This is a genomic window from Microbacterium sp. ZW T5_45, assembly GCF_044987415.1.
In the GTDB taxonomy this organism is placed as follows: domain Bacteria; phylum Actinomycetota; class Actinomycetes; order Actinomycetales; family Microbacteriaceae; genus Microbacterium.
In genome coordinates this window covers 1-24,545 of record NZ_JBJDRJ010000048.1, presented here as the reverse complement: position 1 = coordinate 24,545, position 24,545 = coordinate 1, and the positions used below count along the sequence as shown (strand labels likewise).

Annotated in this window: 23 protein-coding genes; 16 read left to right on the top strand and 7 right to left on the bottom strand. The window is 69.1% G+C overall.

Annotation, left to right across the window (positions count from 1 at the left end; genetic code table 11):
• Positions 1 to 879, bottom strand: an 879-nt coding sequence (locus ACI3KS_RS17670; protein ID WP_404919849.1) for an integrase core domain-containing protein, incomplete at its 3' end; no start/stop codon positions are given.
• Between the two features lie 273 nt (positions 880 to 1,152).
• On the opposite strand from ACI3KS_RS17670, the gene ACI3KS_RS17665 reads away from it, so the two are divergent.
• Positions 1,153 to 1,785, top strand: coding sequence for a hypothetical protein (locus ACI3KS_RS17665; protein ID WP_404919848.1), 633 nt, complete (start codon positions 1,153 to 1,155; stop codon positions 1,783 to 1,785).
• On the opposite strand, the gene ACI3KS_RS17660 is transcribed toward ACI3KS_RS17665, so the two are convergent.
• The 3 genes from ACI3KS_RS17660 to ACI3KS_RS17650 are packed head-to-tail and all read right to left on the bottom strand — an operon-like array spanning position 1,775 to position 4,167.
• The gene (locus tag ACI3KS_RS17660; protein ID WP_404919847.1) at positions 1,775 to 2,200 is read right to left on the bottom strand and encodes a DUF1801 domain-containing protein; all 426 of its coding nucleotides are present in this window, start codon (positions 2,198 to 2,200) and stop codon (positions 1,775 to 1,777) included. The two genes, ACI3KS_RS17665 and ACI3KS_RS17660, sit on opposite strands and share 11 nt — an antisense overlap.
• Positions 2,201 to 2,249: 49 nt before the next feature.
• Positions 2,250 to 2,837 carry an HhH-GPD-type base excision DNA repair protein gene (locus tag ACI3KS_RS17655; protein WP_404919846.1) on the bottom strand — a complete coding sequence of 196 codons (588 nt, stop codon included), beginning with the start codon at positions 2,835 to 2,837 and terminating at the stop codon, positions 2,250 to 2,252.
• 31 nt (positions 2,838 to 2,868) lie between these two features.
• A complete protein-coding gene (locus ACI3KS_RS17650) occupies positions 2,869 to 4,167 on the bottom strand; it encodes a glutamyl-tRNA reductase (RefSeq protein WP_404919845.1) in 1,299 nt (432 codons plus the stop codon).
• A 74-nt stretch (positions 4,168 to 4,241) separates the two neighbouring features.
• Here ACI3KS_RS17650 and hemE point away from each other — a divergent pair, with 74 nt between their 5' ends.
• Positions 4,242 to 5,264, top strand: a complete 1,023-nt coding sequence (gene hemE, locus ACI3KS_RS17645) for a uroporphyrinogen decarboxylase (RefSeq protein WP_404919844.1) — start codon at positions 4,242 to 4,244, stop codon at positions 5,262 to 5,264.
• Positions 5,265 to 5,270: 6 nt separating this feature from the next.
• On the opposite strand, the gene ACI3KS_RS17640 is transcribed toward hemE, so the two are convergent.
• A complete protein-coding gene (locus ACI3KS_RS17640; protein ID WP_404919843.1) occupies positions 5,271 to 6,164 on the bottom strand; it encodes an NAD(P)H-binding protein in 894 nt (297 codons plus the stop codon).
• A 66-nt stretch (positions 6,165 to 6,230) separates the two neighbouring features.
• On the opposite strand from ACI3KS_RS17640, the gene ACI3KS_RS17635 reads away from it, so the two are divergent.
• The 10 genes from ACI3KS_RS17635 (at position 6,231) to ACI3KS_RS17590 (ending at position 14,327) form a co-directional block, all read left to right on the top strand.
• Positions 6,231 to 6,536, top strand: a complete 306-nt coding sequence (locus ACI3KS_RS17635) for a metalloregulator ArsR/SmtB family transcription factor (RefSeq protein WP_404919842.1) — start codon at positions 6,231 to 6,233, stop codon at positions 6,534 to 6,536.
• Positions 6,537 to 6,595: 59 nt separating this feature from the next.
• Positions 6,596 to 8,107, top strand: coding sequence for a protoporphyrinogen/coproporphyrinogen oxidase (locus ACI3KS_RS17630; protein ID WP_404919841.1), 1,512 nt, complete (start codon positions 6,596 to 6,598; stop codon positions 8,105 to 8,107).
• Positions 8,108 to 8,241: 134 nt separating this feature from the next.
• The gene (locus ACI3KS_RS17625) at positions 8,242 to 8,643 is read left to right on the top strand and encodes a hypothetical protein (protein WP_404919840.1); all 402 of its coding nucleotides are present in this window, start codon (positions 8,242 to 8,244) and stop codon (positions 8,641 to 8,643) included.
• A gap of 1 nt (position 8,644) precedes the next feature.
• A complete protein-coding gene (locus ACI3KS_RS17620; RefSeq protein ID WP_404919839.1) occupies positions 8,645 to 9,073 on the top strand; it encodes a phage holin family protein in 429 nt (142 codons plus the stop codon).
• A complete protein-coding gene (locus ACI3KS_RS17615; RefSeq protein WP_404919838.1) occupies positions 9,060 to 9,344 on the top strand; it encodes a hypothetical protein in 285 nt (94 codons plus the stop codon). Before ACI3KS_RS17620 ends, ACI3KS_RS17615 begins: the two co-directional genes overlap by 14 nt.
• Positions 9,345 to 9,456: 112 nt before the next feature.
• Complete coding sequence (hemQ, locus tag ACI3KS_RS17610) at positions 9,457 to 10,134, top strand: hydrogen peroxide-dependent heme synthase (protein ID WP_404919837.1); 678 nt, start codon at positions 9,457 to 9,459, stop codon at positions 10,132 to 10,134.
• Between the two features lie 7 nt (positions 10,135 to 10,141).
• The gene (gene hemC / locus ACI3KS_RS17605; protein ID WP_404919836.1) at positions 10,142 to 11,137 is read left to right on the top strand and encodes a hydroxymethylbilane synthase; all 996 of its coding nucleotides are present in this window, start codon (positions 10,142 to 10,144) and stop codon (positions 11,135 to 11,137) included.
• Positions 11,134 to 11,925 (top strand): uroporphyrinogen-III synthase, encoded by a 792-nt coding sequence (locus tag ACI3KS_RS17600; protein ID WP_404919835.1) that lies wholly within the window; start codon positions 11,134 to 11,136, stop codon positions 11,923 to 11,925. Before hemC ends, ACI3KS_RS17600 begins: the two co-directional genes overlap by 4 nt.
• Complete coding sequence (gene hemB, locus ACI3KS_RS17595) at positions 11,922 to 12,905, top strand: porphobilinogen synthase (protein WP_404919834.1); 984 nt, start codon at positions 11,922 to 11,924, stop codon at positions 12,903 to 12,905. The genes ACI3KS_RS17600 and hemB overlap by 4 nt, the downstream gene beginning before the upstream one ends.
• A gap of 99 nt (positions 12,906 to 13,004) precedes the next feature.
• A complete protein-coding gene (locus ACI3KS_RS17590; RefSeq protein WP_404919833.1) occupies positions 13,005 to 14,327 on the top strand; it encodes a glutamate-1-semialdehyde 2,1-aminomutase in 1,323 nt (440 codons plus the stop codon).
• 103 nt (positions 14,328 to 14,430) lie between these two features.
• On the opposite strand, the gene ACI3KS_RS17585 is transcribed toward ACI3KS_RS17590, so the two are convergent.
• Positions 14,431 to 15,849: a DUF222 domain-containing protein gene (locus ACI3KS_RS17585; protein WP_404919832.1), complete on the bottom strand. Its 1,419-nt coding sequence runs from the start codon at positions 15,847 to 15,849 to the stop codon at positions 14,431 to 14,433.
• A 133-nt stretch (positions 15,850 to 15,982) separates the two neighbouring features.
• Here ACI3KS_RS17585 and ACI3KS_RS17580 point away from each other — a divergent pair, with 133 nt between their 5' ends.
• A complete protein-coding gene (locus ACI3KS_RS17580; RefSeq protein ID WP_404919831.1) occupies positions 15,983 to 16,432 on the top strand; it encodes a hypothetical protein in 450 nt (149 codons plus the stop codon).
• Positions 16,433 to 16,602: 170 nt separating this feature from the next.
• Here ACI3KS_RS17580 and ACI3KS_RS17575 read toward each other — a convergent pair whose 3' ends face one another.
• Positions 16,603 to 18,810, bottom strand: coding sequence for an ATP-binding cassette domain-containing protein (locus ACI3KS_RS17575; RefSeq protein ID WP_404919830.1), 2,208 nt, complete (start codon positions 18,808 to 18,810; stop codon positions 16,603 to 16,605).
• 110 nt (positions 18,811 to 18,920) lie between these two features.
• Between ACI3KS_RS17575 and ACI3KS_RS17570 the strand changes: the two genes are divergently transcribed.
• The 3 genes from ACI3KS_RS17570 (at position 18,921) to ACI3KS_RS17560 (ending at position 24,266) form a co-directional block, all read left to right on the top strand.
• The gene (locus ACI3KS_RS17570; RefSeq protein WP_404919829.1) at positions 18,921 to 19,982 is read left to right on the top strand and encodes an enoyl-CoA hydratase/isomerase family protein; all 1,062 of its coding nucleotides are present in this window, start codon (positions 18,921 to 18,923) and stop codon (positions 19,980 to 19,982) included.
• A 244-nt stretch (positions 19,983 to 20,226) separates the two neighbouring features.
• On the top strand, positions 20,227 to 21,954 hold the full coding sequence (locus tag ACI3KS_RS17565; protein WP_404919828.1) for an ABC transporter ATP-binding protein: 1,728 nt from the start codon (positions 20,227 to 20,229) through the stop codon (positions 21,952 to 21,954).
• On the top strand, positions 21,951 to 24,266 hold the full coding sequence (locus ACI3KS_RS17560) for an ABC transporter ATP-binding protein (RefSeq protein WP_404919827.1): 2,316 nt from the start codon (positions 21,951 to 21,953) through the stop codon (positions 24,264 to 24,266). Before ACI3KS_RS17565 ends, ACI3KS_RS17560 begins: the two co-directional genes overlap by 4 nt.
• Positions 24,267 to 24,545 lie beyond the last annotated feature (279 nt).

Below are 24,545 nucleotides of genomic sequence, written 5' to 3'. Positions count from 1 at the left end.
CGCGGGAATCGGGCGGGGTGCTTGCGCGGTGGGGGTGGCGTCCCATGCTTGTTGCGGTGTGAGCCGTCCGGGCAGTGCCTGGTTCGGGCGTTCGGTGTTGTAGATGTGGTCGAACTCGTCGATCTGAGCCTGAAGCATGTCGAGGGAGTCCGCGAGGGGTTGCTTGTCGAGCCAGCGGAACAGCGTCTGATGAAAGCGTTCGTTCTTGCCCTGAGTGGTCGGTTTGTAGGGCTTGCCCGTGATTGCTTCCACTCCGAGCGAGGCCGCGTAGGTGACGAGTTGCCCTTGCCATCCGCGTCGCGAGGGGTTCAGCGCGAGCCCGTTGTCGGTGAGGAGGCGCTGCGGGACTCCGCGGGCGCTCACTCCCTTGCGGAACACGACGAGAGCGTCTTCTGCGGTCTCTGATGCTGCCGCGTGTGACGCGACAGCGAGACGGGAATGATCGTCTTCGAGTTGGAAGATCACACACTTACGGCCTCCGTGCAGGACGTACTCGGTCGCGTCGAGCTGCCAGCATGCGTTCGGCGCTGGATAGACGAATCGTCGATATGCCGCCCGAGGCTTCTTCTTCGGCTCGAATCGTGCGACCCCTGCCTCACGGAAGATCCTGCCCAGCGCGGCGATCGAGGGAGCCATGAGCCCCGTCGATCGCATTTTGTCGTGCACGCTGATCGGTCCGTGATCCAACCCTGACCGTTCCAACGCGGCACGCACGTCGATCGCCTGCCGCTTCACCTCATCACTGATCCGTGTCGGACTCGCCCGCGGACGGCGAGACCGAGGCGCCAGTACCGCGGCCTCACCATCAACGACCGCTCGACGACGCAGCAGATAGAACGTCTTCCGTGAGATCTGATACTCCTCACAAAACGCCGTCACCGCCCCTCGTGGTGCGTCGTCCGGCCACCGAGCGATCGCAAGACGGACACGGGGATCGAGCGGCTCGTTCTTCGTCACCGCTCAATCCGAGCCCAGAAGTGTCACCACCAAGAACCCCGAAACCGTCACCGATGTCCTGATCCAGAAACGTCACCGATGTCCTGCGACATGACACCGCTGATTCACGTGAACCAGCGGGGGCGTCGTAGTTCAACGGGGGCCTCGACCCGGGGCGACGGATGCTGCCGCCCGGCCGCTGGATAGAGTGGGGCCATGACCGAGGAGGCGCGACAGCGACGGCGAACGTGGGTGGTGGGCGGCATCCTCATGGCTCTGGCGGCGTCGGTCGGGTTCGCGGCTCGATTCGAGCTCGCGCCGTACCACGCGGCGAAAGACGTGCTGTGGGCACTCGCAGTGCTGGTGCTCGTCGTCGGCCTCGGTCGCGCCGGAAGCATCACCCGCAGGCGGCCGTTCGCCTCGACCATCGTGCTGCTTCAGGTGGCGATGGCGGCTCCGCCGCTGCCGACGTTCCTTTCGGGACTCGTGCCCGATGATCCGGGGAACCTCCACGCGCAGGAAGATGCGTACTTGGCGGTCATGATCCCCTACCAGGCGCTGCTGTTCGCGGTGACCGTCGTTGCGGTCATCCTGATCGGTGCCGTCGCTGCACTGCCGAGGCCGTGGAGCTGGGCACCGGCCTGTGTGCTCGCGCTGTCGGTGCTCTCGTCGACAGCAACGCTCGCGATCGGGTTCGGCGGCCCCTCCGCAGTGCTCCAACGCGTCCTCTACGAGGTGCCCGGCGCCGGCATGCTGCTGCTCGGCGTCATCGCGATCGTGCTCGGCATCCGTGCAGGGACTCAGCCCGAATTCGCGGCTGACCCGGTCGCTCGCCGCGTCAGCCCGTGACGGTGATCTGCGCCTGCTCGGTGCCGCCGGCTTCCATCCAGGCGAGCGATCGCTCGAGGATGCCGCGCAGGACGCCGAGATCGACCTGCTCGAGGTCGTTGATGTAGAGGCATCCGGCGCCGGTCGTGTGCGGACCAAGCTGGGCGAGTGCCTCGGCGTGCGCGTCGGCGCCCTCGAAGAGGTAGATCGTCGTCGCCGCCTTCCGAGGCGCGAAGCCGAGCAGGCCGCTGTCACCCTCAGTGCCGGTCGGGTACCGATAATGGCACGAGCCGAAGCCGATGATCGTGCCCCAGGTCGCGGGCTCGCGACCGGACACCTCCTGCATCAGCGCGGTCAACGTCTCGGCATCCCGACGGCGGATCGCCGGAGTCGCTCGCGCGATGAGCCCCGCGACGTCATCCCCAGTGGGTTGCATCAGCTGCCGGCCTTGGGGGGTTTCGGCTTCAACCTTGCCGCGGCACGCATCAACGCTCCTCCGTCGCATTGCTCCGCGCCGCGGCAACCTTCATAGCCTTCTTGTGCTCGCGCACCTTCGTCAGCGACTCGGGCGAGACGATGTCGGCGACGCTGCGGAACGAGCCGTCGACGCCGTAATCTCCTGCGGCCTCGCGCCAGCCCGCTCCGGTGAAGCCGTACTGCTTGCCGAGCAGGGCGAGGAAGATCTTCGCCTTCTGCTCGCCGAATCCGGGGAGCTTCTTGAGCCGCTTCAAGACCTCGGATCCGTCGGGGTCGCCGGAGGTCCAGAGCGCAGCCGCATCCCCGCCCCAGTCATCGACGAGGGTCTGGCAGAGCGTCTGCACGCGGGCAGCCATCGAGCCGGGGAACCGATGCACCGCCGGCGTCTCCTTGAACGCCTCGAGGAACTGCTCGGGGTCCATGCCGGCGATCGCCGCAGCATCCGCTGCTCCCGTGCGCTGCTCGATCTTCAGCGGACCGGCGAACGCGGTCTCCATGGGCACCTGCTGGTCGAGGAGCATCCCGACCAGCAGAGCCAGCGGGTTGTTCGTGAGCAGGTCGTCGGCGGCGGTGTCTCCGGTGATGTGAAGGGCCATGCTCCCAGTCTGCCAGCCGGAGCGCAGGGTGTCAGGCGGTCGCAGCGTCCTCATCGAGAGCAGCGATGGCGGGCTCGACACCATACAGCGTCGCCAGTGCCGTGGTGAACTCGTCGGCACGGCCGGCCGCGGCGAGTTCGTGGGCACGCACGGTCGGAGTGTGCAGCAGCACGCCCGCGAGGTGGCGAAGCGCCTGCTCGACCTTGCCGTCCTCGTCGCCGCGCGCACGCGCGCGATCGATCTCCGAGTCGAGCAGCGAGAAGATGTGCGATCGCAGCGCCACCACCGACGGCGTCACGCTCTGGCGGGAGCCGACCACGTGGAACGTCTCCGCGGCCTCGCGCACGACGCTGCGTGCGGCATCCGTCGCCTGCAGCTCCTCGAGCGGCGCGTGCAGACGGATGGTCTCGAGATCGAGCAACGCGGTGCCCTCGAGGGTCGCGACGGCCGGGTCCACATTGCGCGGCATGCCGAGGTCGACCACGAGGCGGCTGTGCGCGCCCACAGGGCATCCGACGGGAGCGAGGCCGACCGGCACCTGCAGGTGCTCGGGGCCGAGCACGGGCTCGGTCGCCGACGTGCACGTGATCAGCAGGCTCGACGTCGCGGCGGTGCGTGCGTACTCCGCCTCGGAGATCGGACGGATGCCGTGCTTCGCGGCGAAGATCTGCGCCCTGCCCGAAGGCGAGTACACCGAGATGTTCTCGGCGCCGCGCTCGCGCAGCGTCGCGAGGGTGACGGCCGCGTAGGCGCCGGTGCCGACGAGCAGCACCTTCTCGGCCGACCAGTCGGCGATCCGGCTGTCGGCGAGCTCGAGTGCGAGGCGCACGAGCGAGCGGCCCGCGCGGCCGAGCGCGGTGACGTTCTTGACCTTGCGCTGCGCCTGACTGGCGCGCTGGAACAAGCGTTCGAGCTCGGGAGAGGTGGTACCGCCTTTGCGGGCGGACTTCAGCGCGCGGCGCACCTGACCGGCGATCTCTCCCTCGCCGGAGACGACCGACTCGAGGCCTGAGGCCACGGAGAACAGATGCTCGGCGACGTGGCGGCCGGAGTGCACCTCGTACGCGCCGTCGAGGTCGGCGGCGGGGATGCCGGTGGCGGACTCGACCGCTTCGAGCACGGCCTCGACGCCCACGGCGCCGGCCGCGGTGACGGGCTCGTCGATTTCGACGTACGCCTCGAAGCGGTTGCACGTCGCGAGCACCACGGCCCCCTGCACGCACGAAGCCAGCTCTACGAGAGTGGGGGCGACGTCGTCGGGGGTGCGGCTCAGGCGTTCGAGCAGGTCGAAGGAGGCGGTCTTGTGACTCGCCGTGACACACAGCAGCACACGTAGATTCTACGCCTGCCTCAGACGCCGAGCGCCCACAGGTGCACGTCGGGGGTGGATGGGAGGATGGAGGCATGGCCCTTTCCGACGCTCCGCTGCTGCGCGCCCTCGCAGGACACCGCCCCGACCATGCGCCCGTGTGGTTCATGCGCCAGGCGGGACGGTCTCTCCCCGAGTACCGCGAACTCCGCGTCGGCACGCGGATGCTCGACGCCTGCCTCACCCCCGACCTCGCGGCCGAGATCACGCTGCAGCCGGTCCGTCGGCACGGCGTCGACGCCGCCGTCTTCTTCAGCGACATCGTCATCCCGCTGCGCCTCGCCGGTGTAGAGGTGGAGATCGAGCCCGGCCGCGGTCCGGTGTTCGCGAACCCCGTGCGCACGGCATCCGACGTCGAGCGGATCACCGCGATCGACCCCGCCGACCTCGACGGCACGGCCATCGCCGCGGCGGTCGGCCTCGTCACCGATGAGCTCGGTGACACGCCCCTCATCGGCTTCGCCGGAGCGCCCTTCACGCTGGCCGCTTACCTCGTCGAGGGCGGGCCCTCGAAGGAGCACCTCCGCGCCCGCGGCATGATGCACGCCGACCCGGCGTCCTGGCACCGCCTCGCGGGGTGGCTGGCCCAGGTCTCACGGCGCTTCCTCGAGACGCAGCGCGACGCCGGAGCATCCGTCGTGCAGCTCTTCGATTCGTGGGCGGGGTCGCTCAGCGTCGCCGACTATCGCGAGTTCGTCGCGCCGCACTCGCGCGCCGCACTCGACGGCATCGGCGTGCCCACCATCCACTTCGGGGTCGGCACCGGGCCGTTCCTCGCCGACATGGCGCTCGACGGCCTGGCCGACGGGGTCGGTGTCGACTGGCGGGTCCCGCTCGACGAGGCCGCGGCGATCGTCGGCCCCGACGTGACGCTGCAGGGCAACATCGACCCCGCGCTGCTGGGCGCACCGTGGCCCGTGCTCGAGGCGCACGTGCGCGATGTCGTCGAGCGAGGACGCGCCGCTCGCGGCCACATCGTCAACCTCGGTCACGGTGTGCCCCCGGAGACCGACCCGGATCAGCTCACCCGCATCGTCGAGCTGGTGCACGCGATCTGACGGCTGTCAGCGGCGCCGCCGTGGCGCGGCGAGCCGGAGATCGGCGAGCGTGAACCGCCCCTCCGGGAGTGCCGTGCGGATGCTCTCGTCGCTGAACGGGCGCGAGGGACGGATGCCGACGGGCGCCTCCGGCGCCGGGGGAGCAGCCTCGCTCACGCCTTCGGCGAGCATGCGCGCCTGCGCCTTCGCGACGAGTGGGGTGACCATGAGCCACTCCGTCAGTTGAGCGAGCACGCGGATCGTCCACACCGGCACCGGGAGGTAGGCGGGGCGACGCCCCGCGACGCGGGCGATGCGGCGGATCGCCTCGCCGAGCGTCACCTCATCCGCGCCCATCACGGCGATCGTCGGGTCGGGGATGCGTCCCTCGATCGCGGCGAGGAGCACGTCCACCACATCGTCGAGAGGCACGGGGCGGGCGGTGCGTTCGCGGTAGCCGACGGTCCAGAAGAACGGGATCGTCCGGACGGCCTTGGTGACGTGGTCGACCATGTGGTCGCCGGGTCCGTAGATCATCCCCGACTTGAGGATCGTGTGCGGGGTTCCGGAGGAGCGGATGATCTCCTCCGCCGCCCACTTGGACTCGTGGTACGGCGAGCCGCAGTCCGGCCGGGCGCGGAGGAAGCTGACCATCACGATGCGCTGGACTCCGGCGCGACGCGCCGCCTCGACCACGGCCCTGGTGCCCTCGACGTGGACGCGCTCGAAGGTCTGCTCGCCGATCTCGCGGTTGATGCCGGCGCAGTGCGCGACGACGTCGCAGCCTGCGAAGGCGTCGGCGAGCGCATCGACATCGGTGATCGGGACTCCGCTTCGCCGCGAGATCACGACGGGATCCTCGAGTCGATCCGCGAGATGACGACCGACGAACCCGGTTCCTCCGGTGATGGCGACCCGCATGATGCTCTCCTTCGCTTGTGAGCTAATCGGCTACATAGTAATTAGCAGTGATGCTATATTGCAAATATGACAGACAGTGCGTCGGACATCTTCGCGGCTCTGGCCCATCCCACCCGCCGCCAGATCCTCCAAGACCTGAAAGACGGGGAGCTCGCGGCCGGCGAGATCGCCTCCCGCTTCTCGGCCAGTGGACCGACCATCTCACGCCACCTCGGTGTGCTGCGCCAGGCCGGCCTGATCACCGAGCGCCGCGACGCCAACCGAATCCTGTATTCGCTCGTGGGGGAGCGCCTCGCGCTCTCCGTCGGCGACTTCCTCTCGACGGTGTGCCCCGAGCAGATCGTGCTGCGCGAGATCCGCAAGCGCAGCTGACCACGCGGCAGCTGTCCGCGCGCGGCGGCCCCGGTCGCCGACGGTGAAAGGATTGAGGCATGACTGACGTCCCCGGTGACCTGGCCGCCCCCGCCGATCTCGCAGCCCGCGCGGCGCGCACGCACGTTGTCGTGATCGGCGGAGGGATCTCCGGCCTCGTCGCCGCCCGCGAATGCGCAAAGGTCGGCATGCGCGTCACCGTGCTCGAAGCGACGGATGCCGCCGGCGGGGCGATCCGCACGGCGGAGCTCGACGGCATCCGGCTTGATGCGGGGGCGGAGAGCTATGCGACCCGTGGTGGGACCGTGCGCGCGCTGATCGACGAGCTCGGTCTCGCCGAGCGGGTGGTGACTCCGGCCGCCGGCGGGGCCTGGCTGTCGGGCGTGCCCGGTGGACGCGCGGCACCGCTGCCGGTCGGCGGCATCCTCGGCATCCCCGCGAACGTGTTCCAGGACGACGTGCGGCGAATCATCGGCTGGTCGGGGGTGTGGCGTGCGTACCTCGACCGCGTTCGACCGCCGCTGACGATCGGGCACACCCACAGCCTTGGTCGACTCGTGGAGACCCGGATGGGTGCCAAGGTGCGCGACCGGCTGGTCGCTCCTGTCACCCACGGCGTCTACTCCGCGTCGCCCGACGACATCGACGTCGAGGTCGCGGCCCCCGGGCTGAACGCCGCCCTCACCCGCATGGGGGCGCTGTCGGGTGCGGTCGCCGCGCTCAAGGACCAGGCGCAGGCCGCGAAAGCCCCCGGTGCCGCAGTGGAGGGGCTCGACGGTGGCATGAGCGTGCTCGTCGATGGTCTGGTGGCCGACCTGGTGAAGCTCGGCGGTGCGGTGCGGGTCGGAGCGCCGGTGTACTCGATCTCGCCGCGAGGTGAGGGCTGGGCGGTCGCGCACGCCGATCCCGAGGCCGCAGCCGATCCCGAAGCCGCAGCGGACGCGGATGCGCCGCAGACGGTGGAGATCGAGGCGGATGCCGTGATCCTCGCGACCTCCGAGTCGGTCGCCCGTGAAATCCTGGCCGGGATCGCGCCCGCGCTCGCCGGCACCGAGGTCGCCGATGCGCCGGAGATCGAGATCGTCACCCTGCTCGTGGAAGCGCCGGAACTCGATGCCGCTCCCCGCGGCACCGGCGTTCTCACGGTTCCCGGGTCGCACGTCGCGAAGGCTCTGACCCACTCGAGCGCGAAGTGGAGCTGGGTCCGTGAGGCCGCGCGCGGTCGTCACGTCCTGCGCGTCTCGTTCGGCGCGCAGGGCGAGCATGCAGCTACCGCCGCGCTCGACGACGAGGGTGCCGCGCGTCTGGCCCTGGAGGAGGCATCCGCTCTTCTGGGCGTGCCGCTGGAGCCGTCTCGGCTGGTGGCATCGCACCGCGGACGCTTCACGCAGTCGCAACCCGCGTCGGTCATCGGATCGGCGGATCGGCGGTCTGCGGCCCGAGCGGCGATCCGTGCGGTGCCGAGGATCGCCGCCGTCGGTGCGTGGCTTGCGGGAACCGGGCTGGCGCAGGTCGTCCCCGATGCGATCGACGAGGCCGATCGACTGCGTCACGTCCTTCTCTGGGACTGATCCGGCAGCCTGTCAACCCCCTCGACCGCTAGATGCCGAAATCGGAATATGGCGTTACGCTGGGTGTCTGGTCGGCGGTACCGAACCGCTGGTTCGCCTCGGGCGTCCACACCGGAACAACGTGAGGAGACCCCATGAAGGGGAAGATCGGACTCGTCGTCGGACTCGGCGTCGGATACGTGCTCGGAACACGCGCCGGACGGGAGCGCTACGAGCAGATCAAGACCCAGTGGCTGAAGGTCTGGCACCTCGATCCCGTGCAGGAGCAGGTCGCCAAGGTCAAGGGATACGTCGGCGACAAGGCAGCTGCCGTCCCCGGCGCACTGTGGAACGGCGTCGTCAAGATCGCGAAGTCGGCCAGCGGCTCCGGGACTCCCGGACAGCGTCTCGACTCCGCGATCGCCACCGGCCGGGATGCCGCCGAGGAGCTCGCGGAAGCGACCGAGGAGGCGGTCGAGGCGGCGAAGAAGACGGCATCGTCGGCGAAGGCCTCGACCAAGGCGTCGGCGAAGAAGCCCACCGTAGGAACGGACTGACATGCCCCGCGAAGGCGCGCCCACGCGCAAGCCCTTCCGGGATCGGGCCGACGACAGCCTGCTGACGCTGCTCGGCGACCTGCCGGATCTCGTCACGAGACTCGTGAAAGCCGAGATCGACTCCGCCAAGGCCTGGATCTCGCGCACCGCCAAGGACGCGGGTATCGGCTCGGTCTGGTTCCTCGTCGCGCTCTTCTTCCTGTTCTGGGCCGTGCCCGTCGTGCTGGTGTTCGCGATCGCCGGACTCTCCTCCTGGTGGCCCGTCTGGCTGTCGGCGCTGGCCGTGCTCGGCATCCTCGTCCTGGCCGTGCTGTTCTTCGCGCTCCTGGGCATCCTGAAGTTCCGCAAGGTGCTCGCACGGGAGAACCCCGCGCAGGCGGTGGCCACCGACATCAAGATCGCGAAGGGCTCCGGCGATGACGAACTCTGACACCTACCCGCCCGCGCTGCCGAAGACGGCCGTCCCTCCTGGGCTCGTCGACCCCGTGCAGTCGGCGCGCGCCGAGCTCAAGGCCGCCCTCGCGGCCATCGAGGTGAAGGCGAACGTGCCGCGGCGCGTCGAAGGCGCGTACCAGCGCACGTCCGTCAAGCTGCGTCGTCTCGCCGACGAGAATCCCGCGGGCGCTCTCGCTCTCGCGGTCGCCGCGGCGGCGACGGTGGGCGGCCTGGTGTGGGCCATTGCCCGCGCCGTCTCGCGCTGACCTCGCCGGAGTCGGTCACCTGCTGGCGTCGCTGACCCCGCTGGTGTCGGCCTGACCTCGCGCCGGCGGAGGGCGGTTCGCGACTGTCCGAGGAAAGGGGCAGACTGGGACCATGTCCGATGAGCGCGAAGAGAACCCGTCCGGCTTCACCCTCTGGGCGGTCTGGCGACGCAATCCTGACGTCGCGGTGACCGAGACCGATTCGACCGAGCTCGAGACGATCGTCTCGCACATCGAGGACTCGGGCGTCACGGTGCGGGGCTTCTACGACGTCTCGGGTCTGAAGGCGGATGCCGACCTGCTGGTGTGGCTGCACGGCGACACCGCCGAGGGTCTGCAGAAGGCGCTGCGCCGTCTTCGTCGCACCGAACTGCTGCGTTCGCTCCTGCCGGTCTGGAACGTCATGGGGGTGCACCGCGACGCGGAGTTCAACCGCCAGCACGTGCCAGGCTTCCTCCGCGGCATCGAGCCCAAGGACTGGCTCTGCCTCTACCCCTTCGTCCGCACCCCGGAGTGGTACCTCGCGCCCGAGGAGGAGCGTCGCAAGATGCTCGCCGATCACGGCCGCAAGGGCGCCGCGTTCACGGGTGTCATCGCGAACACGGTCGCGGCCTTCGCGCTGGGCGACTACGAGTGGATCCTGCCTCTCGAGGCCGACGACGTCACCGAGCTCGTCGACCTCATGCGCGACCTGCGCTACACCGATGCGCGGCTCTACGTGAAGGAGGAGGTGCCCTTCTACACGGGGCGCCGGCTCCGGTTCGACGAGATCGCGGACGTCCTCCAGTAGGCCGGCCATGAGCACTCCGATCCGTTTGGGGACTCGCCGCAGCGCGCTCGCGCAGGCGCAGTCCGGTCATGTCGCCGCAGCACTCGAGAAGGTCACGGGCCGCGCCGTCGAACTCGTCCCGATCACGAGCGAGGGCGACACCAACCGCGCCTCGCTCTCGCAGATCGGCGGCCTGGGGGTCTTCGCGACCCGTCTGCGCGAGGCGCTCCTCGCCGGGGAGTGCGACTTCCTCGTGCACTCGCTGAAGGATCTGCCGACGGCGGTTCCGGACGGATTGACGATCGCTGCGACCCCCGTACGGGAGGACGCGCGCGATGTCGTGATCACCCGCGACGGCATTCCGCTGCACGAGCTCCCGGCCGGCAGCCGGGTGGGCACGGGGTCACCCCGACGCATCGCCCAGGTGCGTCGCCGCGCTCCGCGCGTCGAGGTCGTCGACATCCGCGGCAACGTCGACTCCCGGCTGCAGCGCGTCGCCTCGGGCGAGCTCGACGCGGTGATCCTGGCCGCCGCCGGGCTATCGCGGCTGGGGGCCGAGATCCGGCTCCACCGCGAGGATCTCGGGCTCGCCGAATGGCCGACGGCTCCGGGCCAGGGCGCACTCGCGATCGAGACGACGACGGATGCCGACCCCGAGCTGCTCGCGGCGCTGCGTGCCCTCGAGGACCCCGACACGCGGCTCGCGATCACGGTCGAACGGGCGGTCCTCGCAGGTCTCGACGCGGGCTGCCAGGCCCCCATGGCCGCGCACGCCTCGGTCGTCGACGGTCAGGTGCGAGTGCGGACTGTAGTGTATGCACCCGATGGAGTGCAACGTATCGGGCTCGACGTCACCGAACCCCTGAACACGGGGTATATTCAACGGAACGGCAGTGGCAATGACGCGGATGCTGCCGATGGTGCAGACCCGATGGCCGCGGCTCGCGATCTCGGTTTTACTGTTGCCCGTCGGCTGCTCGATCAAGGGGCGGCTGAACTCGTCTCCCGAGAGCATTCCTCATGACCAATTCGAAGCAGGCCCGGCCGCTGGACGGCTGGCGGATCCTCGTACCCCGTGGTGGCCCTTGGGGCGACGGCGTCGCGGCGAGCCTTCGCGCGCAGGGCGCCGTGCCCGTGGTGGCGCCCCTCATCAACTTCGCCCCGACCACTGATCAGGCCGCGCTCGACGTCGCCTTCGCTCGGCTGGCGGCGGGGGAGTACGACTGGCTGACCGTCACGAGCGCCACGACCGTCGATGTCATGTTCGCGCAGCGCGCCGAGGTGCCGCGCACCACACGCATCGCGGCCGTCGGCGAGACGACCGCGGCTGCTCTGCAGGCCGTCGGCTATGACGTGGCTCTCGTCCCCGAGCGGGACAACTCGGCGGAGGGCATGGCGCAGCAGCTGATCGGCCTCGAGACGGAGCCGCGGCGCATCCTCTCGCTGCGCAGCGAGATCGCGAAGCCGGTGCTGAGCGTGCTGCTGCGAGACGCCGGACACGACGTCGACAGCGTGGTGGCCTACCGCACCGTCGGTGTTCCGGTGACAGAGCGCATCAAGCGCGACGTCGAGAACGGGCGCATCAACGCGATCCTCATCACGAGCGGGTCGGTCGCCGCGCAGGTGCGCGAGCAGTTCCCCGAGATCCCCGACGAGACCCTGCTCGCCGCGATCGGTCCGCGGACCGCGAGCGATGCCGGCAAAGCCGGTCTGCCCATCACCGTGATCGCCGACCACCAGACGGTGGACGCGCTGATCGAGGCGGTGTCGAGCTTCACGCTGCCGCATGCGGCCGACGAGCACTCGTCATGAGCTTCCCCGAGACCCGTCTGCGTCGCCTGCGCCAGTCGCCGGCCGTGCGCGATCTCGTACGTGAGACGTCCATCGAGCCGCGTCAGCTGGTGCTGCCGATGTTCGTGCGCGAGGGGATCCAGCATCCTGCGCCGATCGGGTCGATGCCGGGTGTCGCCCAGCATTCGCTCGACTCGTTGCGGGCCGCCGCAGTCGACGCCGCTGAGGCCGGAGTCGGCGGCGTCATGCTGTTCGGCGTTCCTGCGGTGCGCGATGCGGTCGGTTCGGGGGCGGACGACCCGCGCGGCATCCTGAACGTGGCGACCGAGGCGCTCTCCGCCGAGGTCGGCGACGCTCTCGTCGTGCAGACCGATCTCTGCCTCGACGAGTTCACCGATCACGGACACTGCGGAGTGCTCGCCGCCGATGGTTCGGTCGACAACGACGCCACGCTCGATCGATACGCGTCGATGGCTCTGGCGCAGGCGCGCGCGGGCTCGCAGCTTCTCGGCCTCTCCGGGATGATGGACGGCCAGGTGGCGGTCATCCGCGCCGCTCTCGACGCCGAGGGTTTCTCGCGGACGCTGATCCTCGCCTATGCCGCGAAGTACGCGAGTGCGTTCTACGGACCGTTCCGCGAGGCGGTGGACTCGCAGCTGAAGGGCGATCGCCGAACCTACCAGCTCGACCCCGGCAACCGGCGAGAGGGTGTGCGCGAGGCCGTGGTCGATGAGGCCGAAGGGGCCGACATCGTCATGGTGAAGCCGGCGATGGCGTTCCTCGATGTGCTGCGCGAGGTGCGCGACGCCGTGCATATTCCGGTGTGGGCATACCAGGTGTCCGGTGAGTACGCGATGATCGAGGCCGCAGCCGCGAACGGCTGGATCGATCGTCGCGCCGCTGTTCTGGAGTCGCTGCTGTCGATCCGCCGTGCCGGTGCCGACACCGTTCTGACGTACTGGGCGGTCGAGGCCGCTCGCTGGCTGCGCGAGGGGCGCTGATCGTCAGGCTCTCGGGGGCCGACGTCGAGGATGTTCCTCAGCCGCGACACGTAGAGTCGAAGGCGACGTCCCCGACCCGATTCCTCCGGAGGAGCATCCATGTCCGATCGCAATGACGATCTGTTCGCCGCTGCACGTGCCGTGACGCCGGGCGGGGTGAACTCGCCGGTGCGCGCCTACGGGTCGGTCGGCGGGACGCCGCGATTCCTGGCGTCGGCGTCGGGTGCGCGGGTGACGGATGCCGCGGGCACGGAATACATCGATCTCGTGGCGTCGTGGGGTCCGGCCCTGCTCGGGCATGCGCACCCCGAGGTGGTCGCGGCCGTGCAGGAAGCGGCGACGCGCGGGCTCTCGTTCGGCGCACCGACCGAGGGCGAGGTCGAGCTCGCCGGGGTCATCGCCGATCGGGTGCGCTTCGGCGATGTGCGACCCGTCGAACGCGTGCGTCTGGTATCGACGGGCACCGAGGCGACGATGACGGCGATCCGTCTGGCGCGCGGTGCGACCGGTCGCGATCTGCTGGTGAAGTTCGCCGGTCACTATCACGGTCATTCCGACGGTCTTCTCGCGGCTGCGGGGTCTGGTGTCGCGACGCTCGCGCTGCCCGGCTCGGCGGGCGTTCCCGCTCCGATCGCCGCGCAGACTCTGGTGATCGACTACAACGATCCGGATGCTCTTGCCGCCGTGTTCGCCGAGCACGGCGACCGCATCGCCGCGGTGATCGTGGAGGCATCGTCGGCGAACATGGGCGTGGTTGCTCCGGTTCCCGGCTTCAACAAGCTCATCGCGGACACCGTCCACGAGCACGGCGCCCTGATGATCCTCGATGAGGTGCTCACCGGCTTCCGCGTGCATCCGGCGGGATTCTGGGCGCTGCAGGCGGCTGCAGGCGAGGACTATCAGCCCGACATCTTCACATTCGGCAAGGTCGTCGGCGGCGGCATGCCTCTCGCGGCTCTCGGTGGTCGCGCCGAGGTCATGGATCTGCTGGCTCCGGTCGGCCCGGTCTACCAGGCGGGAACGCTGTCGGGGAACCCGCTGTCGGTCGCCGCGGGACTGGCCACGCTGAGGCTCGCGACGCCCGAGGTGTACGAGACGATCGATGCGGCATCCACTCGTCTTGTCGCCGCGCTCGAGAGTGCGCTGGCGGATGCCGGCGTCACCCACGCGGTCGCGAAGGCGGGGAACCTGTTCAACCCGTCATTCCGTGCGTCGGCTCCACGCAACTATGCGGAGGCACAGGCGCAGGACGTGTTCCGCTATGCGCCGTTCTTCCACTCCATGCGCGAGCAGGGTGTGGCTCTGCCGCCGAGCGTCTTCGAGGCCTGGTTCCTCACCGCCGCACACGGGGACGAGGAGCTTTCGCGCATCGAAGAGGCTCTGCCCGCGGCTTCTCGCGCTGCGGCGGGTGCGCAGAGCTGAGTGGGTCGGGGCCGAGCCGAGGTCGGTGTGGGATCTGGGGCCGCGAGCCCCAGCGCTGTTCTGACGCGCCACCGTCTCACCCGACCACACCGGAGAGCTCGGGTCAGACGAACATCACTCGTCGCGGCGGCGGGTCCGTGTAGACGCGGCCCAGTGGGCTCGTCCATTCGATGTCGCCGCCGGGGATCTGGCGGGCGGTCCACCTCGAGCCGTCGTCCATGTCCGGATGCTTCAGCAGATGATGCCCGGCGCAGAACGCGCTGAGGTTGTCGAGGCTGGTCGCCCCGCCCTTCGCGTGGTCGTGGTTGTGGTCGAACTGACACCTGTGCACCGGCATCCGGCATCCCGGGAATCGGCAATGCGGGTCGCGCGCTCGGAGGAACCGGCGCATGCCCTCGGTCGGTGCATACGAGTCGGTCGCCGTGATCATTCCGGTGTGGTCGAGGAAGAGCCGCGACCAGCTCGTGGTGCATCTCGCCAGGTCGCGGGCGACATCGGGATCGATCGGTCCCTTGCCGTCGTGCTCGGCAGGGCGATCGTCGTCGCCCGCGAGCGTGGAACCCGCGACCGTCACCTGCACCCGCCCGCGGATGTTCTCGAGACCGGATCCGTGCACCGCACCGGGATCGGAGCCGAGCAGCAGATCCGTGAGCAGGTCGGCGCGCACCTGGTCGAGAGTCCGTTCGTCGCCCGCCACGTGCTCGATGTCGGCTGACGACGGATCGACGAGTGGATCGCTCGTGAATGTGTCGCCGTGGCCGAAGATGACGAAGTCGTCGAGGGCGGGGTCGCTCGGATCCAGCGAGCCGGGGTAGATCGGATCGGCGCCCACGTCGATCACATCGGGATCCAGGCAAGGATCCCGGTCGTCGCGGGTGCGGATCACCTCGTTCGCCATCTGAGTCAACCGGTCGAAGATCGCTGCGGCCAGGTGCTCGGGGAGCACGACCTGCAGCAGCGCCAGCCCGTCGTCGGCGGGGCGGACCGTCACCGTCCGCTCAGATGCCGCACGGCGCTGACGCTCGACGACCGTCTCGCCGGCCAGCGCGGCGGCGATGGAGCGAGCGTACGCCCGGGTTCGAGCCGGGGTGTCGTTCTCGGCGACGACGATGCTGGCGGTCTCGAAGACGGTCTGCGTCTCGGGCTCGACTGCTCGCGCAGCGATCGCCTCGCGCACGACCGAGCCCGCCCCGACGATCTCGCGTGCGTGCGCTGCCGTGATGTCGCCGCGGTGAAGTGCATCTCGGACCAGGGGGTAGTGGTTCTCGATGAAGTACGCGTCGGCGAAGGCGCGGTCGGCGGTGCCCTGCGGGATGCGACCGGCGGCGGAGTACTCGGCGACCATGGACCGGTGGATCGCGTCACGGTGGAAGGAGTTGCCCTTGGTGTCGCGGTCGCGGAGCCGGATGCGCTCGGCGAGCAGGGCGGATGACTCCGCTTCGAGCAGGGCGATCCGTCGACGTGTGTCGACCCACGCGTCGAGCAGAGCCCGTCGCTGGTCGAGTTCGTCGCCGATGTCCATGGATCGAGTATAGTACAAATATTCGAAACTGGGAAGAGGGGGAGAAGGAAATGCATGAACACGACAAGGGATCGTTGCGTTCCTGTGAACTGCGACCAGACAACTGGAGGGGTGCCGCTGGCAGACTGGTCACATGGTGACGTTGCTGCTGGATCAGACGCAGCTCGAGGTCGTGCTCTCGCCGCTCGAGCGCGTCTCGACCTTCCGCCGTGAGAACATCCGCATCGCGCGTGACACCATCGCGAAGGTGCAGCTCACCGACGATGCCTGGACCTGGCTCAGAGGCGTCCCCAACCCGGGGACGCACATCCCCGGTATCCTCGCCGCGGGATCGTGGAAGGCTGCGGGAAGTCTGGACTTCGTCCTGATCCGCCGACACCGTCCGAGCGTCGTCATCGACCTCGAGGGCGACGATGAGTTCCGGCGGCTTATCCTCACGACGAAGCACGGACTCGCGCTCACCCAGGCGCTGAGACTCGACGTCTCGGATGAACCGGCCGACGTCGAGGAGATCGTCGCCACCTCACCCATCCCGGTATCCAAGGGGAGTCGCCGTCCGGTGATCCGGCCGCGACCCGCCTGAGCCGGCTGCGCACGCCAAGCGGCACGGCTCGGATTCGGATGCTGCCGCGGAGGGGTGCGTTCGACGCCAGGGGCCCGGCACCCGGGTGTCGTCGTCGCGATTATGCGCGGAAGACGAAGACCCCGCCACGCGGGATCGCGCGGCGGGGTCCTCGTCAGTCCTAGGCGTGATCAGCCGTGGTGGTGCTCATCGCCGTGGCTGGTCTGCTCGGCGTCGTCGCCCTCGCTGTGGTCGGAGCCCTCGTGCTCGGAGCCCTCGTGCTCGGAGCCCTCGTGCTCGGAGCCCTCGTGCTCGGAGCCCTCGTGCTCGGAGCCCTCGTGCTCGGAGCCCTCGTGCTCGGAGCCCTCGTGCTCAGAGTCCTCGTGCTCCGCGCCCTCGAGCTCTTCGTCATGGGGCTGCGCATCCGCAGCCGTTGCATCGTCCTCGGACTCTTCCGAGCCGCTCGTCTCGGGGACGGAGTCGACGACACCCGTGCTCGCGACCGCCCACGGCGCTCCGTGGTCGTCGGATCCGTCTTCCGCAGCATCCTGTTCATCGGAGCCGGACTCGTGAGCCTCGCTCTCCGCAAAGTCGGAGTCGGCGTCAGGGTTGGCATCGGAGTCGGAACCCGAGCCAGTCTCTTCGGAGTCGGAGTCGGAGTCGGAGTCGGAGTCGGAGTCGGAGTCGGGGTCGGGGTCGGGGTCGGAAGTTGCGGCATCGCCGTCCGCAGACTCCGCACCCGCCTGGTCCGAACTCGCCGCGTCCGCGTCGCTCAGCGGATACGACTGCGGCTCATCCTCGTAGTACGCGCGCGCGGCTGCGGCCAGCATCGAGCTCACGGCCGCGGAACGCGGATCCTCGTCCTGGCCGGCCTCGTCGTCCTCGCCGTCGCCGGCCTCATCGATTCCAGCGCCCTCCGCAGCCGCCGAATCGACACCGGCCGAATCGACGTCGCCCGAGTCGACGGCATCCGCGGCCTCATCGTCTCCAGAGCGATCGATCGGGTCGGCATCCGAAGCGTCGGCGGCCGCATCATCCGAAGGCTCGGCGTGCTCGGCGGCTGCCGCCGCCCAACTGCGGCGCGAGCGCAGCGCAGCCGTCTCGCCGGTCGACGTCGGCACGGGTTCCGCCGCGGTGTCCTCCGAAGCCTCAGCGCTCTCGGCATCGTCCGAGAGCTCGTCGAAGATGGAGGGCTCCTCAGCGGTGGTGGAGCCCGCACCGAAGAGGATGTCGTCGAACGAGGGTCCCGACTGAGCGATCGGCTCATCGAGATCGTCGATCGTCTCGGTCTCGGCCGACTCGCCCGAGTTCTCCGACGCCTCGGCAGTCGCAGCGTCCACAGGGATCACTGCGATGGCATGCGTGGCGTCGTCGGCCTCACCCTCGACGGCATCCGGGTCCGCATCCGATGCTTCCGCCGAAACGGATCCGTCCGCCACGACCGGCTCAGGCACGACCGTCTCAGGCACGACCGGCGACACCGCGATCTCCGCGCGGGGCTCGAAACGGCCGTTGCGCACGAGGTCGATGAAGACGTCCTCGAGGGTCGGTCCGCGCTGCACGAGCGTGCTCAGCGCGATTCCCGCGGCCGCGGCGACAGCCCCGACGGTCTTGGCGTCCCCGCCCCGCACCGTGAGGCCGGACCGCAGCACCTCGATCTCGAAACCGGCGGTCGAAAGTGCCGTGGTCAGTGCTCCGCGGTCGGCGGCGTCCACCACGACCGCGCCGTTCGCAGGATCGGCGAGCTTCTCGATGTCGCTGGAGAGCACGAGGCGGCCCTTCGACAGCACGAGAACGTGATCGGCGACCTGCTCGACCTCGCTCAGCACGTGCGACGACACGATGACCGTGCGTCCTTCGTCGGCGAGCCGGCGCATGAGAAGGCGCATCCAGCGGATGCCTTCGGGGTCGAGGCCGTTCGCCGGCTCGTCGAACACCAGGGTGCCGGCGTCGCCGAGCAGTGCGTGCGCGACGCTCAGTCGCTGGCGCATGCCAAGCGAGAAGCTTCCGATCCGGCCCTCGCCCTCGCCCTCTAGACCCACCAGGGCGAGCACCTCATCGACGCGGGACAGCGGGATGCCGTTGGCCTTGGCCGCGATCGTCAGCTGGCGTCCGGCCGAACGACGCGGACGGTAGACGGTCTCCTCCAGCACGGAACCGATGGTCCGCAGGGGGGTGCGCAGTTCGGCGTACGCGGCGCCACCGATCGTCGCGGTGCCGCTCGTGGGCCGCACCTGGCCGAGCAGGATGCGGAGCGTCGTGGTCTTCCCGGCGCCGTTCGGGCCGAGGATCGCGGTGACGACGCCCGGTTCGATGCGCGTCGAGAAATCCGCGACGGCGGTCACGTCGTTGAACCTCTTCGTGACGCGCGTGAACTCGATCACCTGTCCGTCGGGCATCGGCGTCCTCTTCCTTGCATGGGCATTCCTTCTATCCTGCCGGAAAAGCCCTAGAATCGCGCATTTTCCTGTGTGAATCGCCCTCGATCGGCGGGGGTAGCCTGGCTTGCGTGACCGAACCTCTCAACGCCGAACGCGTCCTCGTCCGTACCGAAGGAGCGCTCGGGCACCTCACGCTCAATCGTCCGGAGGCGATCAACGCCCTCGACCACGACATGGTCGTGCGGTTGGCCGCCGCTCTCGAGGCATGGCGGCACGACACGGACGTGCAGATCGTGCTCATCGACGGGGCGGGGGAGCGCGGGATGTGCGCAGGCGGCGACGTGCGGGCGCTGCACTCCCAGATCGTGTCGGGTCATGCCGACGAGACTGTGCGGTTCTTCCGTGCGGAGTACGCGCTGAACGCGCTGATCGCGGAGTACCCCAAGCCCGTCGTCACGATCGCCGACGGCGTCACGATGGGTGGTGGCATCGGTCTGTCCGGGCACGCCGCGATCCGCATCGTCACCGAGCGCTCGACGCTCGCGATGCCCGAGACGCGCATCGGTTTCACTCCCGACGTGGGTGGCACCTGGCTGCTCGGTCGCGCCCCTGGCCGGCTCGGCGAGTACTTCGCGCTCACCGGATCGACGATGAACGGAGCGGATGCCGTCGAGCTGGGCTTCGCCGACCACTTCGTGCCCTCCGACCGGATCAATGCCCTCCGCGAGGCGCTCGCGTACCGCGCCGATCCGACGGGGCCTGCCGAGATCGTGCTGCTGTTCGACGAGACGCCCGAGCCGTCGCAGCTCCCGGCCGCACGCGCCTGGATCGATGACGCATTCTCGGCCCCGACCATCGCCGAGATCGTCGAGCGTCTGCGCGCCTCGGAGGCGTCGGATGCCGGGGCGACGGCCGATCTGCTCGAGAGCCTGGCGCCGACCGGGCTCGCCGTCACACTCGACGCCGTGCGGGAAGCCCGGGAGATGACCGGTCTGCGCGCGGCGCTGGAGGGGGAGTACCGCCGCGTGCTGTGGTTCGTGAACCGGCATCCCGACCTCGTCGAAGGCATCCGCGCGCAACTCGTCGACAAGGACCGCAACCCGAAGTGGGACCCGCCCACGATCGCCGACCTGGTGCCGGATGCCGGCGCCGAGGCGCGCGAGTACGTGCCGGAGCATCCGCTGTTCTGAGGGCGGAATCCCGTGCTTACCGACGTGTGACCGGTCTCTGTTCGCACGCTCGCTCGCGACGGCATCCGTTGTTCGCCTGCGACCAGAAATCCGCCCCGAGACGGCGCTGGTTCGCTGTCCGCGAAGGTCATCCCCGAGGGGGATGCGAATGTCCCCGGCTCGTGGCACTCTATGGTGCGGCCGATTCTCTCGGGTGCCCGCCCGATCCTCGAACGACCGCTTCAGCTCAGAAGGAAGTCCGCCCGTGCTGGGAAAGATCCTCGTCCGTTATCTCTCTCGATATCGTTGGCTGCTCATCGGTGTTCTGGTCTTCCAGTTCGCCAGTGCGATGGCCACGCTCTACCTGCCCTCCCTCAACGCCGACATCATCAACGAGGGCGTCGCCAAGGCCGACACCGGCTACATCTGGCGTACCGGTCTGTTCATGCTCGCGGTCTCGCTCGGCCAGATCATCGCCTCGGTCATCGCGACCTACTTCGCCGCCCGCGCGGCGATGAGCATGGGCCGTGACATCCGCTCCGACGTGTTCGCGCGCGTCAGCGGATTCTCCGAGCGCGAGGTCTCGCAGTTCGGAGCCGGCTCGCTGATCACCCGCAACACGAACGACGTGCAGCAGGTGCAGATGCTCGCGATGATGGGCGCGACGATGTTCGTCACCGCTCCGCTGCTCGCGATCGGCGGCGTGATCCAGGCGGTCCGTCAGGACGTCGGGCTCAGCTGGATCATCGGCGTCTCCGTGCCGGTGCTCCTCGTGGTCGCCGTGCTGGTCATCGGCCGCATGGTGCCGCTGTTCCGCAGCTACCAGACCCGCCTCGATGCGGTGAACCGCGTCCTCCGCGAACAGCTCACCGGCGTGCGCGTCGTGCGCGCGTTCGTGCGCGAGCGCATCGAAGAGGAGCGCTTCCGCGGCGCCAACACCGACATCATGGACGTCGGACGCAAGGTCGGTTCGCTGTTCGTTCTGCTGTTCCCGCTGTTCATGCTCATCCTCAACGTCACCGTCGTCGCCGTGATCTGGTTCGGCGGCATCGAGGTCAACGCGGGCAACGTGCAGATCGGCACGCTGTTCGCCTTCATGCAGTACATCGGCCAGATCATGGGCGGTGTCATCATGTCGAGCTTCATGGCGATGATGATCCCGCGCGCCGCGGTCTCGGCCGAGCGCGTCGGGGAGGTGCTCGACGTGGAGTCGAGCATGACCCGCCCCGAGAACGGCGTCACCGACTTCGTCGCTCCGGGCGCGGTCGCCTTCGACGACGTCTCGTTCACCTACCCCGGTGCGGAGTCGCCGGTGCTCTCAGGCATCAGCTTCGCGGCCGAGCCCGGTGAGACTGTCGCCATCGTCGGCTCCACCGGCGCGGGCAAGACGACGCTCGTGTCGCTCATCCCTCGCCTGTTCGACGTCTCCGGCGGTGCCGTGTTCGTCGGTGGATCCGACGTCCGGGACGCCGATGTCGAGGCGCTCTGGAAGACGATCGGCCTCGTGCCGCAGCGTCCGTTCCTGTTCACCGGCACCGTCGCATCGAACCTGCGCTACGGCCGTGAGGACGCCACAGACGAAGAGCTCTGGCACGCGCTCGAGATCGCGCAGGGTCGTGACTTCGTCGAGGAGATGCCCGACAAGCTCGAGTCCCGCATCGCGCAGGGCGGCACCAACGTCTCCGGCGGTCAGCGCCAGCGTCTGGCGATCGCTCGCGCGATCGTGCGGCAGCCGCAGATCCTCGTGTTCGATGACTCGTTCTCGGCGCTCGACCTCACCACGGATGCTCGGCTCCGGCAGGCGCTGTGGCGAGAACTGCCACACGTGACCAAGATCGTCGTCGCGCAGCGCGTGTCGACGATCACGGATGCCGACCGCATCGTCGTGCTCGAGGGCGGCACCATGGTCGGAGTGGGCACCCATGAGGAGCTGCTCGAGACCAGCACCACCTACCGGGAAATCGTCGAGTCGCAGCTGGGGGTGGACGCATGAGCGAGCAGAACCCCTCCACCGAGAAGTCGCGCCGCCCGCGCGGCCGCGGCCAGGCGCCCGTGATCGAGCGCGAACTGACGGAAGAAGAGAAGTACGAGGCCGAGCTCGCCGAGAAGGCGCGCCAGGACGGCGGCGGCTGGGACAGCGTCGCGCCAGGCAAGGCCGACAACTTCGGCAAGAGCTTCGGTCGGATGATCGGGCTCCTCAAGCCGTCGGCCATCTGGTTCGTCTTCGTCTCGATCCTCGGCGCCCTCGGCGTCGTGCTCACGGTCGCTGCGCCCAAGGTGCTCGCCGAGGCCACCGACATCGTCTACGCCGGGTTCATCTCGAACCAGCTCGGCCAGGCGAGCGACGGCTTCCCCGGCTTCCCGGCCGGCACGTCGAAGGACGTCGTCGTCGAACAGCTGCGTGCCGCGGGGCAGAACGATTACGCGGCGCAGATCGCGGCGATGCGCGACTTCACGGTCGGCTCCGGCATCGACTTCGACGCACTGCGATGGATCATCACCGCCGTGCTCGCGATCTACGTCGCCGCCGCGTTCCTGAGCTGGATCCAGGGCTACGTGATCAACGTGATCATGGTGCGCACCATGTGGCGTCTGCGCGAGCAGGTCGAGGCGAAGATCAACCGGCTGCCGCTGTCGTACTTCGACAAGGTGCAGCGCGGCGAGCTCATCTCCCGCGTGACGAACGACATCGACAACATCACGCAGACCATGCAGCAGTCGCTGTCGGGCGCGCTCACCTCGGTGCTCACCGTCGTCGGCGTCATGATCATGATGTTCTCGATCTCGTGGCAGCTCGCTCTCGTCGCCCTCGTCGCGCTGCCGCTCATGGCCGTGATCTTCGGTGTGATCGGTCCGCGCTCGCAGAAGGCCTTCGGCACGCAGTGGCGCAAGGTCGGCCGACTCAACGCCCGCGTCGAGGAAGCCTTCTCGGGCCACGCGCTCGTCAAGGTGTTCGGTCGCGAGCAGGACGCCCTCGACAAGTTCAAGGACGAGAACGAGGAGCTCTACCAGGCCAGCTTCAAGGCCCAGTTCCTGTCCGGCATCATCATGCCGGCGATGACTTTCGTCGGCAGCCTCACCTACGTCGGTATCGCCGTGCTCGGTGGTCTGATGGTCGCGAACGGTCAGCTGCGCCTCGGCGACGTGCAGGCGTTCATCCAGTATTCGCAGCAGTTCACGCAACCGCTGTCGGAGCTGGGTGGCATGGCCGCGGTCGTGCAGTCCGGTACCGCCTCGGCGGAGCGGGTGTTCGAGCTGCTGGATGCCGACGAGCAGGATCCCGACGAGTCCGGGTCCGGAGGCGCCGCTGAGGGCGAAGGCGTCATCGAGTTCGAGAACGTGAAGTTCTCGTACACGCCCGAGCGTCCGCTCATCACCGACCTGTCGTTCCGGGTGGAGCCGGGCCAGACGGTCGCGATCGTCGGACCGACAGGTGCGGGTAAGACGACGCTGGTGAACCTCATCATGCGGTTCTACGAGCTCAGCGGCGGTCGGATCACCCTCGACGGGAAGGACATCGCGCACATGACCCGCGACGAGCTCCGCTCGCGCACGGGAATGGTGCTGCAGGATCCGTGGCTGTTCGCCGGAAGCATCCGCGAGAACATCCGTTACGGCCGCTCCACGGCGACCGACGACGAAGTGCTCGATGCGGCGAAGGCGACGTACGTCGACCGCTTCGTGCACGCGCTGCCCGACGGCTACGACACGGTCCTCGACGAGGACGCGTCGAACGTGTCGGCGGGAGAGCGTCAGCTCATCACGATCGCCCGGGCGTTCGTCGCCCAGCCGTCGATCCTCATCCTCGACGAGGCGACGTCGGCGGTGGACACCCGCACCGAGCTGCTGCTGCAGCACGCGATGGCGGCCCTGCGTCAGGGGCGCACCTCGTTCGTGATCGCGCACCGCCTGTCGACGATCCGCGACGCCGACCTCATCCTCGTGATGGAGCATGGCGACATCGTCGAGAAGGGCACCCACGAGGAGCTCATCGCCGCGCAGGGCGCCTACTGGCGGCTGTATCAGTCGCAGTTCGAGCAGGCGGCATCGGACCTCGACGCCGAAGCGGCCCTCACTGGTTCGACCCCGGTGGTCGTCACCGGAGAGGCCGACGAAGCTCAGCCCGCCGAGGTTCTCGCGGATGCGGTGCGAGCCGGGGCGACTGTGGGAGCCTCCGCCGGTGCAGGCGTTCCCGCGGCCGAGGTCGCTGCGGCTGAGAGCGTGCTCCACGGGCAGGATGCCGTCGACGACGCACCCGTGTCGTCGGCGGAGCCGGGTACGGACTCCACGGACCCGCGCGCCTGACACGACGCCGCCACGACGCCCTTCCCCGGTTCATCGGGGGAGGGCGTCGTGCTGAGTCCGGTAGGGACCCCCCGTGGCGGATGCCGGGAGAGGCGGGGTAGGGCAACTGCGGAGCATCAAGGGTGAGACCGACGGTTCTGAGCGAGATGGATGCTGTGTAGGGCGGCCCGCGTGTCGTGGAGTGTTGTTCTCATTTCCGTTCTGGTTAGGCCGCTTTGGCGGCGGTGGTCCGTGTCAGATGGGCCATCGCTTCGGCTGGAGTGGCGTAGCCCAGGGCTT

What these genes read in the sequence shown, in the direction of transcription:
- hemE (WP_404919844.1), top strand. Translation starts at nt 4,242, where the DNA reads ATGGCCCTTTCCGACGCTCCGCTGCTGCGCGCCCTCGCAGGACACCGC.
- hemB (WP_404919834.1), top strand. Translation starts at nt 11,922, where the DNA reads ATGAGCTTCCCCGAGACCCGTCTGCGTCGCCTGCGCCAGTCGCCGGCC.
- hemQ (WP_404919837.1), top strand. Translation starts at nt 9,457, where the DNA reads ATGTCCGATGAGCGCGAAGAGAACCCGTCCGGCTTCACCCTCTGGGCG.
- ACI3KS_RS17615 (WP_404919838.1), top strand. Translation starts at nt 9,060, where the DNA reads ATGACGAACTCTGACACCTACCCGCCCGCGCTGCCGAAGACGGCCGTC.
- ACI3KS_RS17585 (WP_404919832.1), bottom strand. Translation starts at nt 15,849, where the DNA reads ATGGACATCGGCGACGAACTCGACCAGCGACGGGCTCTGCTCGACGCG.
- ACI3KS_RS17655 (WP_404919846.1), bottom strand. Translation starts at nt 2,837, where the DNA reads ATGGCCCTTCACATCACCGGAGACACCGCCGCCGACGACCTGCTCACG.
- ACI3KS_RS17625 (WP_404919840.1), top strand. Translation starts at nt 8,242, where the DNA reads ATGAAGGGGAAGATCGGACTCGTCGTCGGACTCGGCGTCGGATACGTG.
- ACI3KS_RS17580 (WP_404919831.1), top strand. Translation starts at nt 15,983, where the DNA reads ATGGTGACGTTGCTGCTGGATCAGACGCAGCTCGAGGTCGTGCTCTCG.
- ACI3KS_RS17590 (WP_404919833.1), top strand. Translation starts at nt 13,005, where the DNA reads ATGTCCGATCGCAATGACGATCTGTTCGCCGCTGCACGTGCCGTGACG.
- hemC (WP_404919836.1), top strand. Translation starts at nt 10,142, where the DNA reads ATGAGCACTCCGATCCGTTTGGGGACTCGCCGCAGCGCGCTCGCGCAG.
- ACI3KS_RS17640 (WP_404919843.1), bottom strand. Translation starts at nt 6,164, where the DNA reads ATGCGGGTCGCCATCACCGGAGGAACCGGGTTCGTCGGTCGTCATCTC.
- ACI3KS_RS17630 (WP_404919841.1), top strand. Translation starts at nt 6,596, where the DNA reads ATGACTGACGTCCCCGGTGACCTGGCCGCCCCCGCCGATCTCGCAGCC.
- ACI3KS_RS17660 (WP_404919847.1), bottom strand. Translation starts at nt 2,200, where the DNA reads ATGCAACCCACTGGGGATGACGTCGCGGGGCTCATCGCGCGAGCGACT.
- ACI3KS_RS17560 (WP_404919827.1), top strand. Translation starts at nt 21,951, where the DNA reads ATGAGCGAGCAGAACCCCTCCACCGAGAAGTCGCGCCGCCCGCGCGGC.
- ACI3KS_RS17620 (WP_404919839.1), top strand. Translation starts at nt 8,645, where the DNA reads ATGCCCCGCGAAGGCGCGCCCACGCGCAAGCCCTTCCGGGATCGGGCC.
- ACI3KS_RS17635 (WP_404919842.1), top strand. Translation starts at nt 6,231, where the DNA reads ATGACAGACAGTGCGTCGGACATCTTCGCGGCTCTGGCCCATCCCACC.
- ACI3KS_RS17575 (WP_404919830.1), bottom strand. Translation starts at nt 18,810, where the DNA reads ATGCCCGACGGACAGGTGATCGAGTTCACGCGCGTCACGAAGAGGTTC.
- ACI3KS_RS17600 (WP_404919835.1), top strand. Translation starts at nt 11,134, where the DNA reads ATGACCAATTCGAAGCAGGCCCGGCCGCTGGACGGCTGGCGGATCCTC.
- ACI3KS_RS17665 (WP_404919848.1), top strand. Translation starts at nt 1,153, where the DNA reads ATGACCGAGGAGGCGCGACAGCGACGGCGAACGTGGGTGGTGGGCGGC.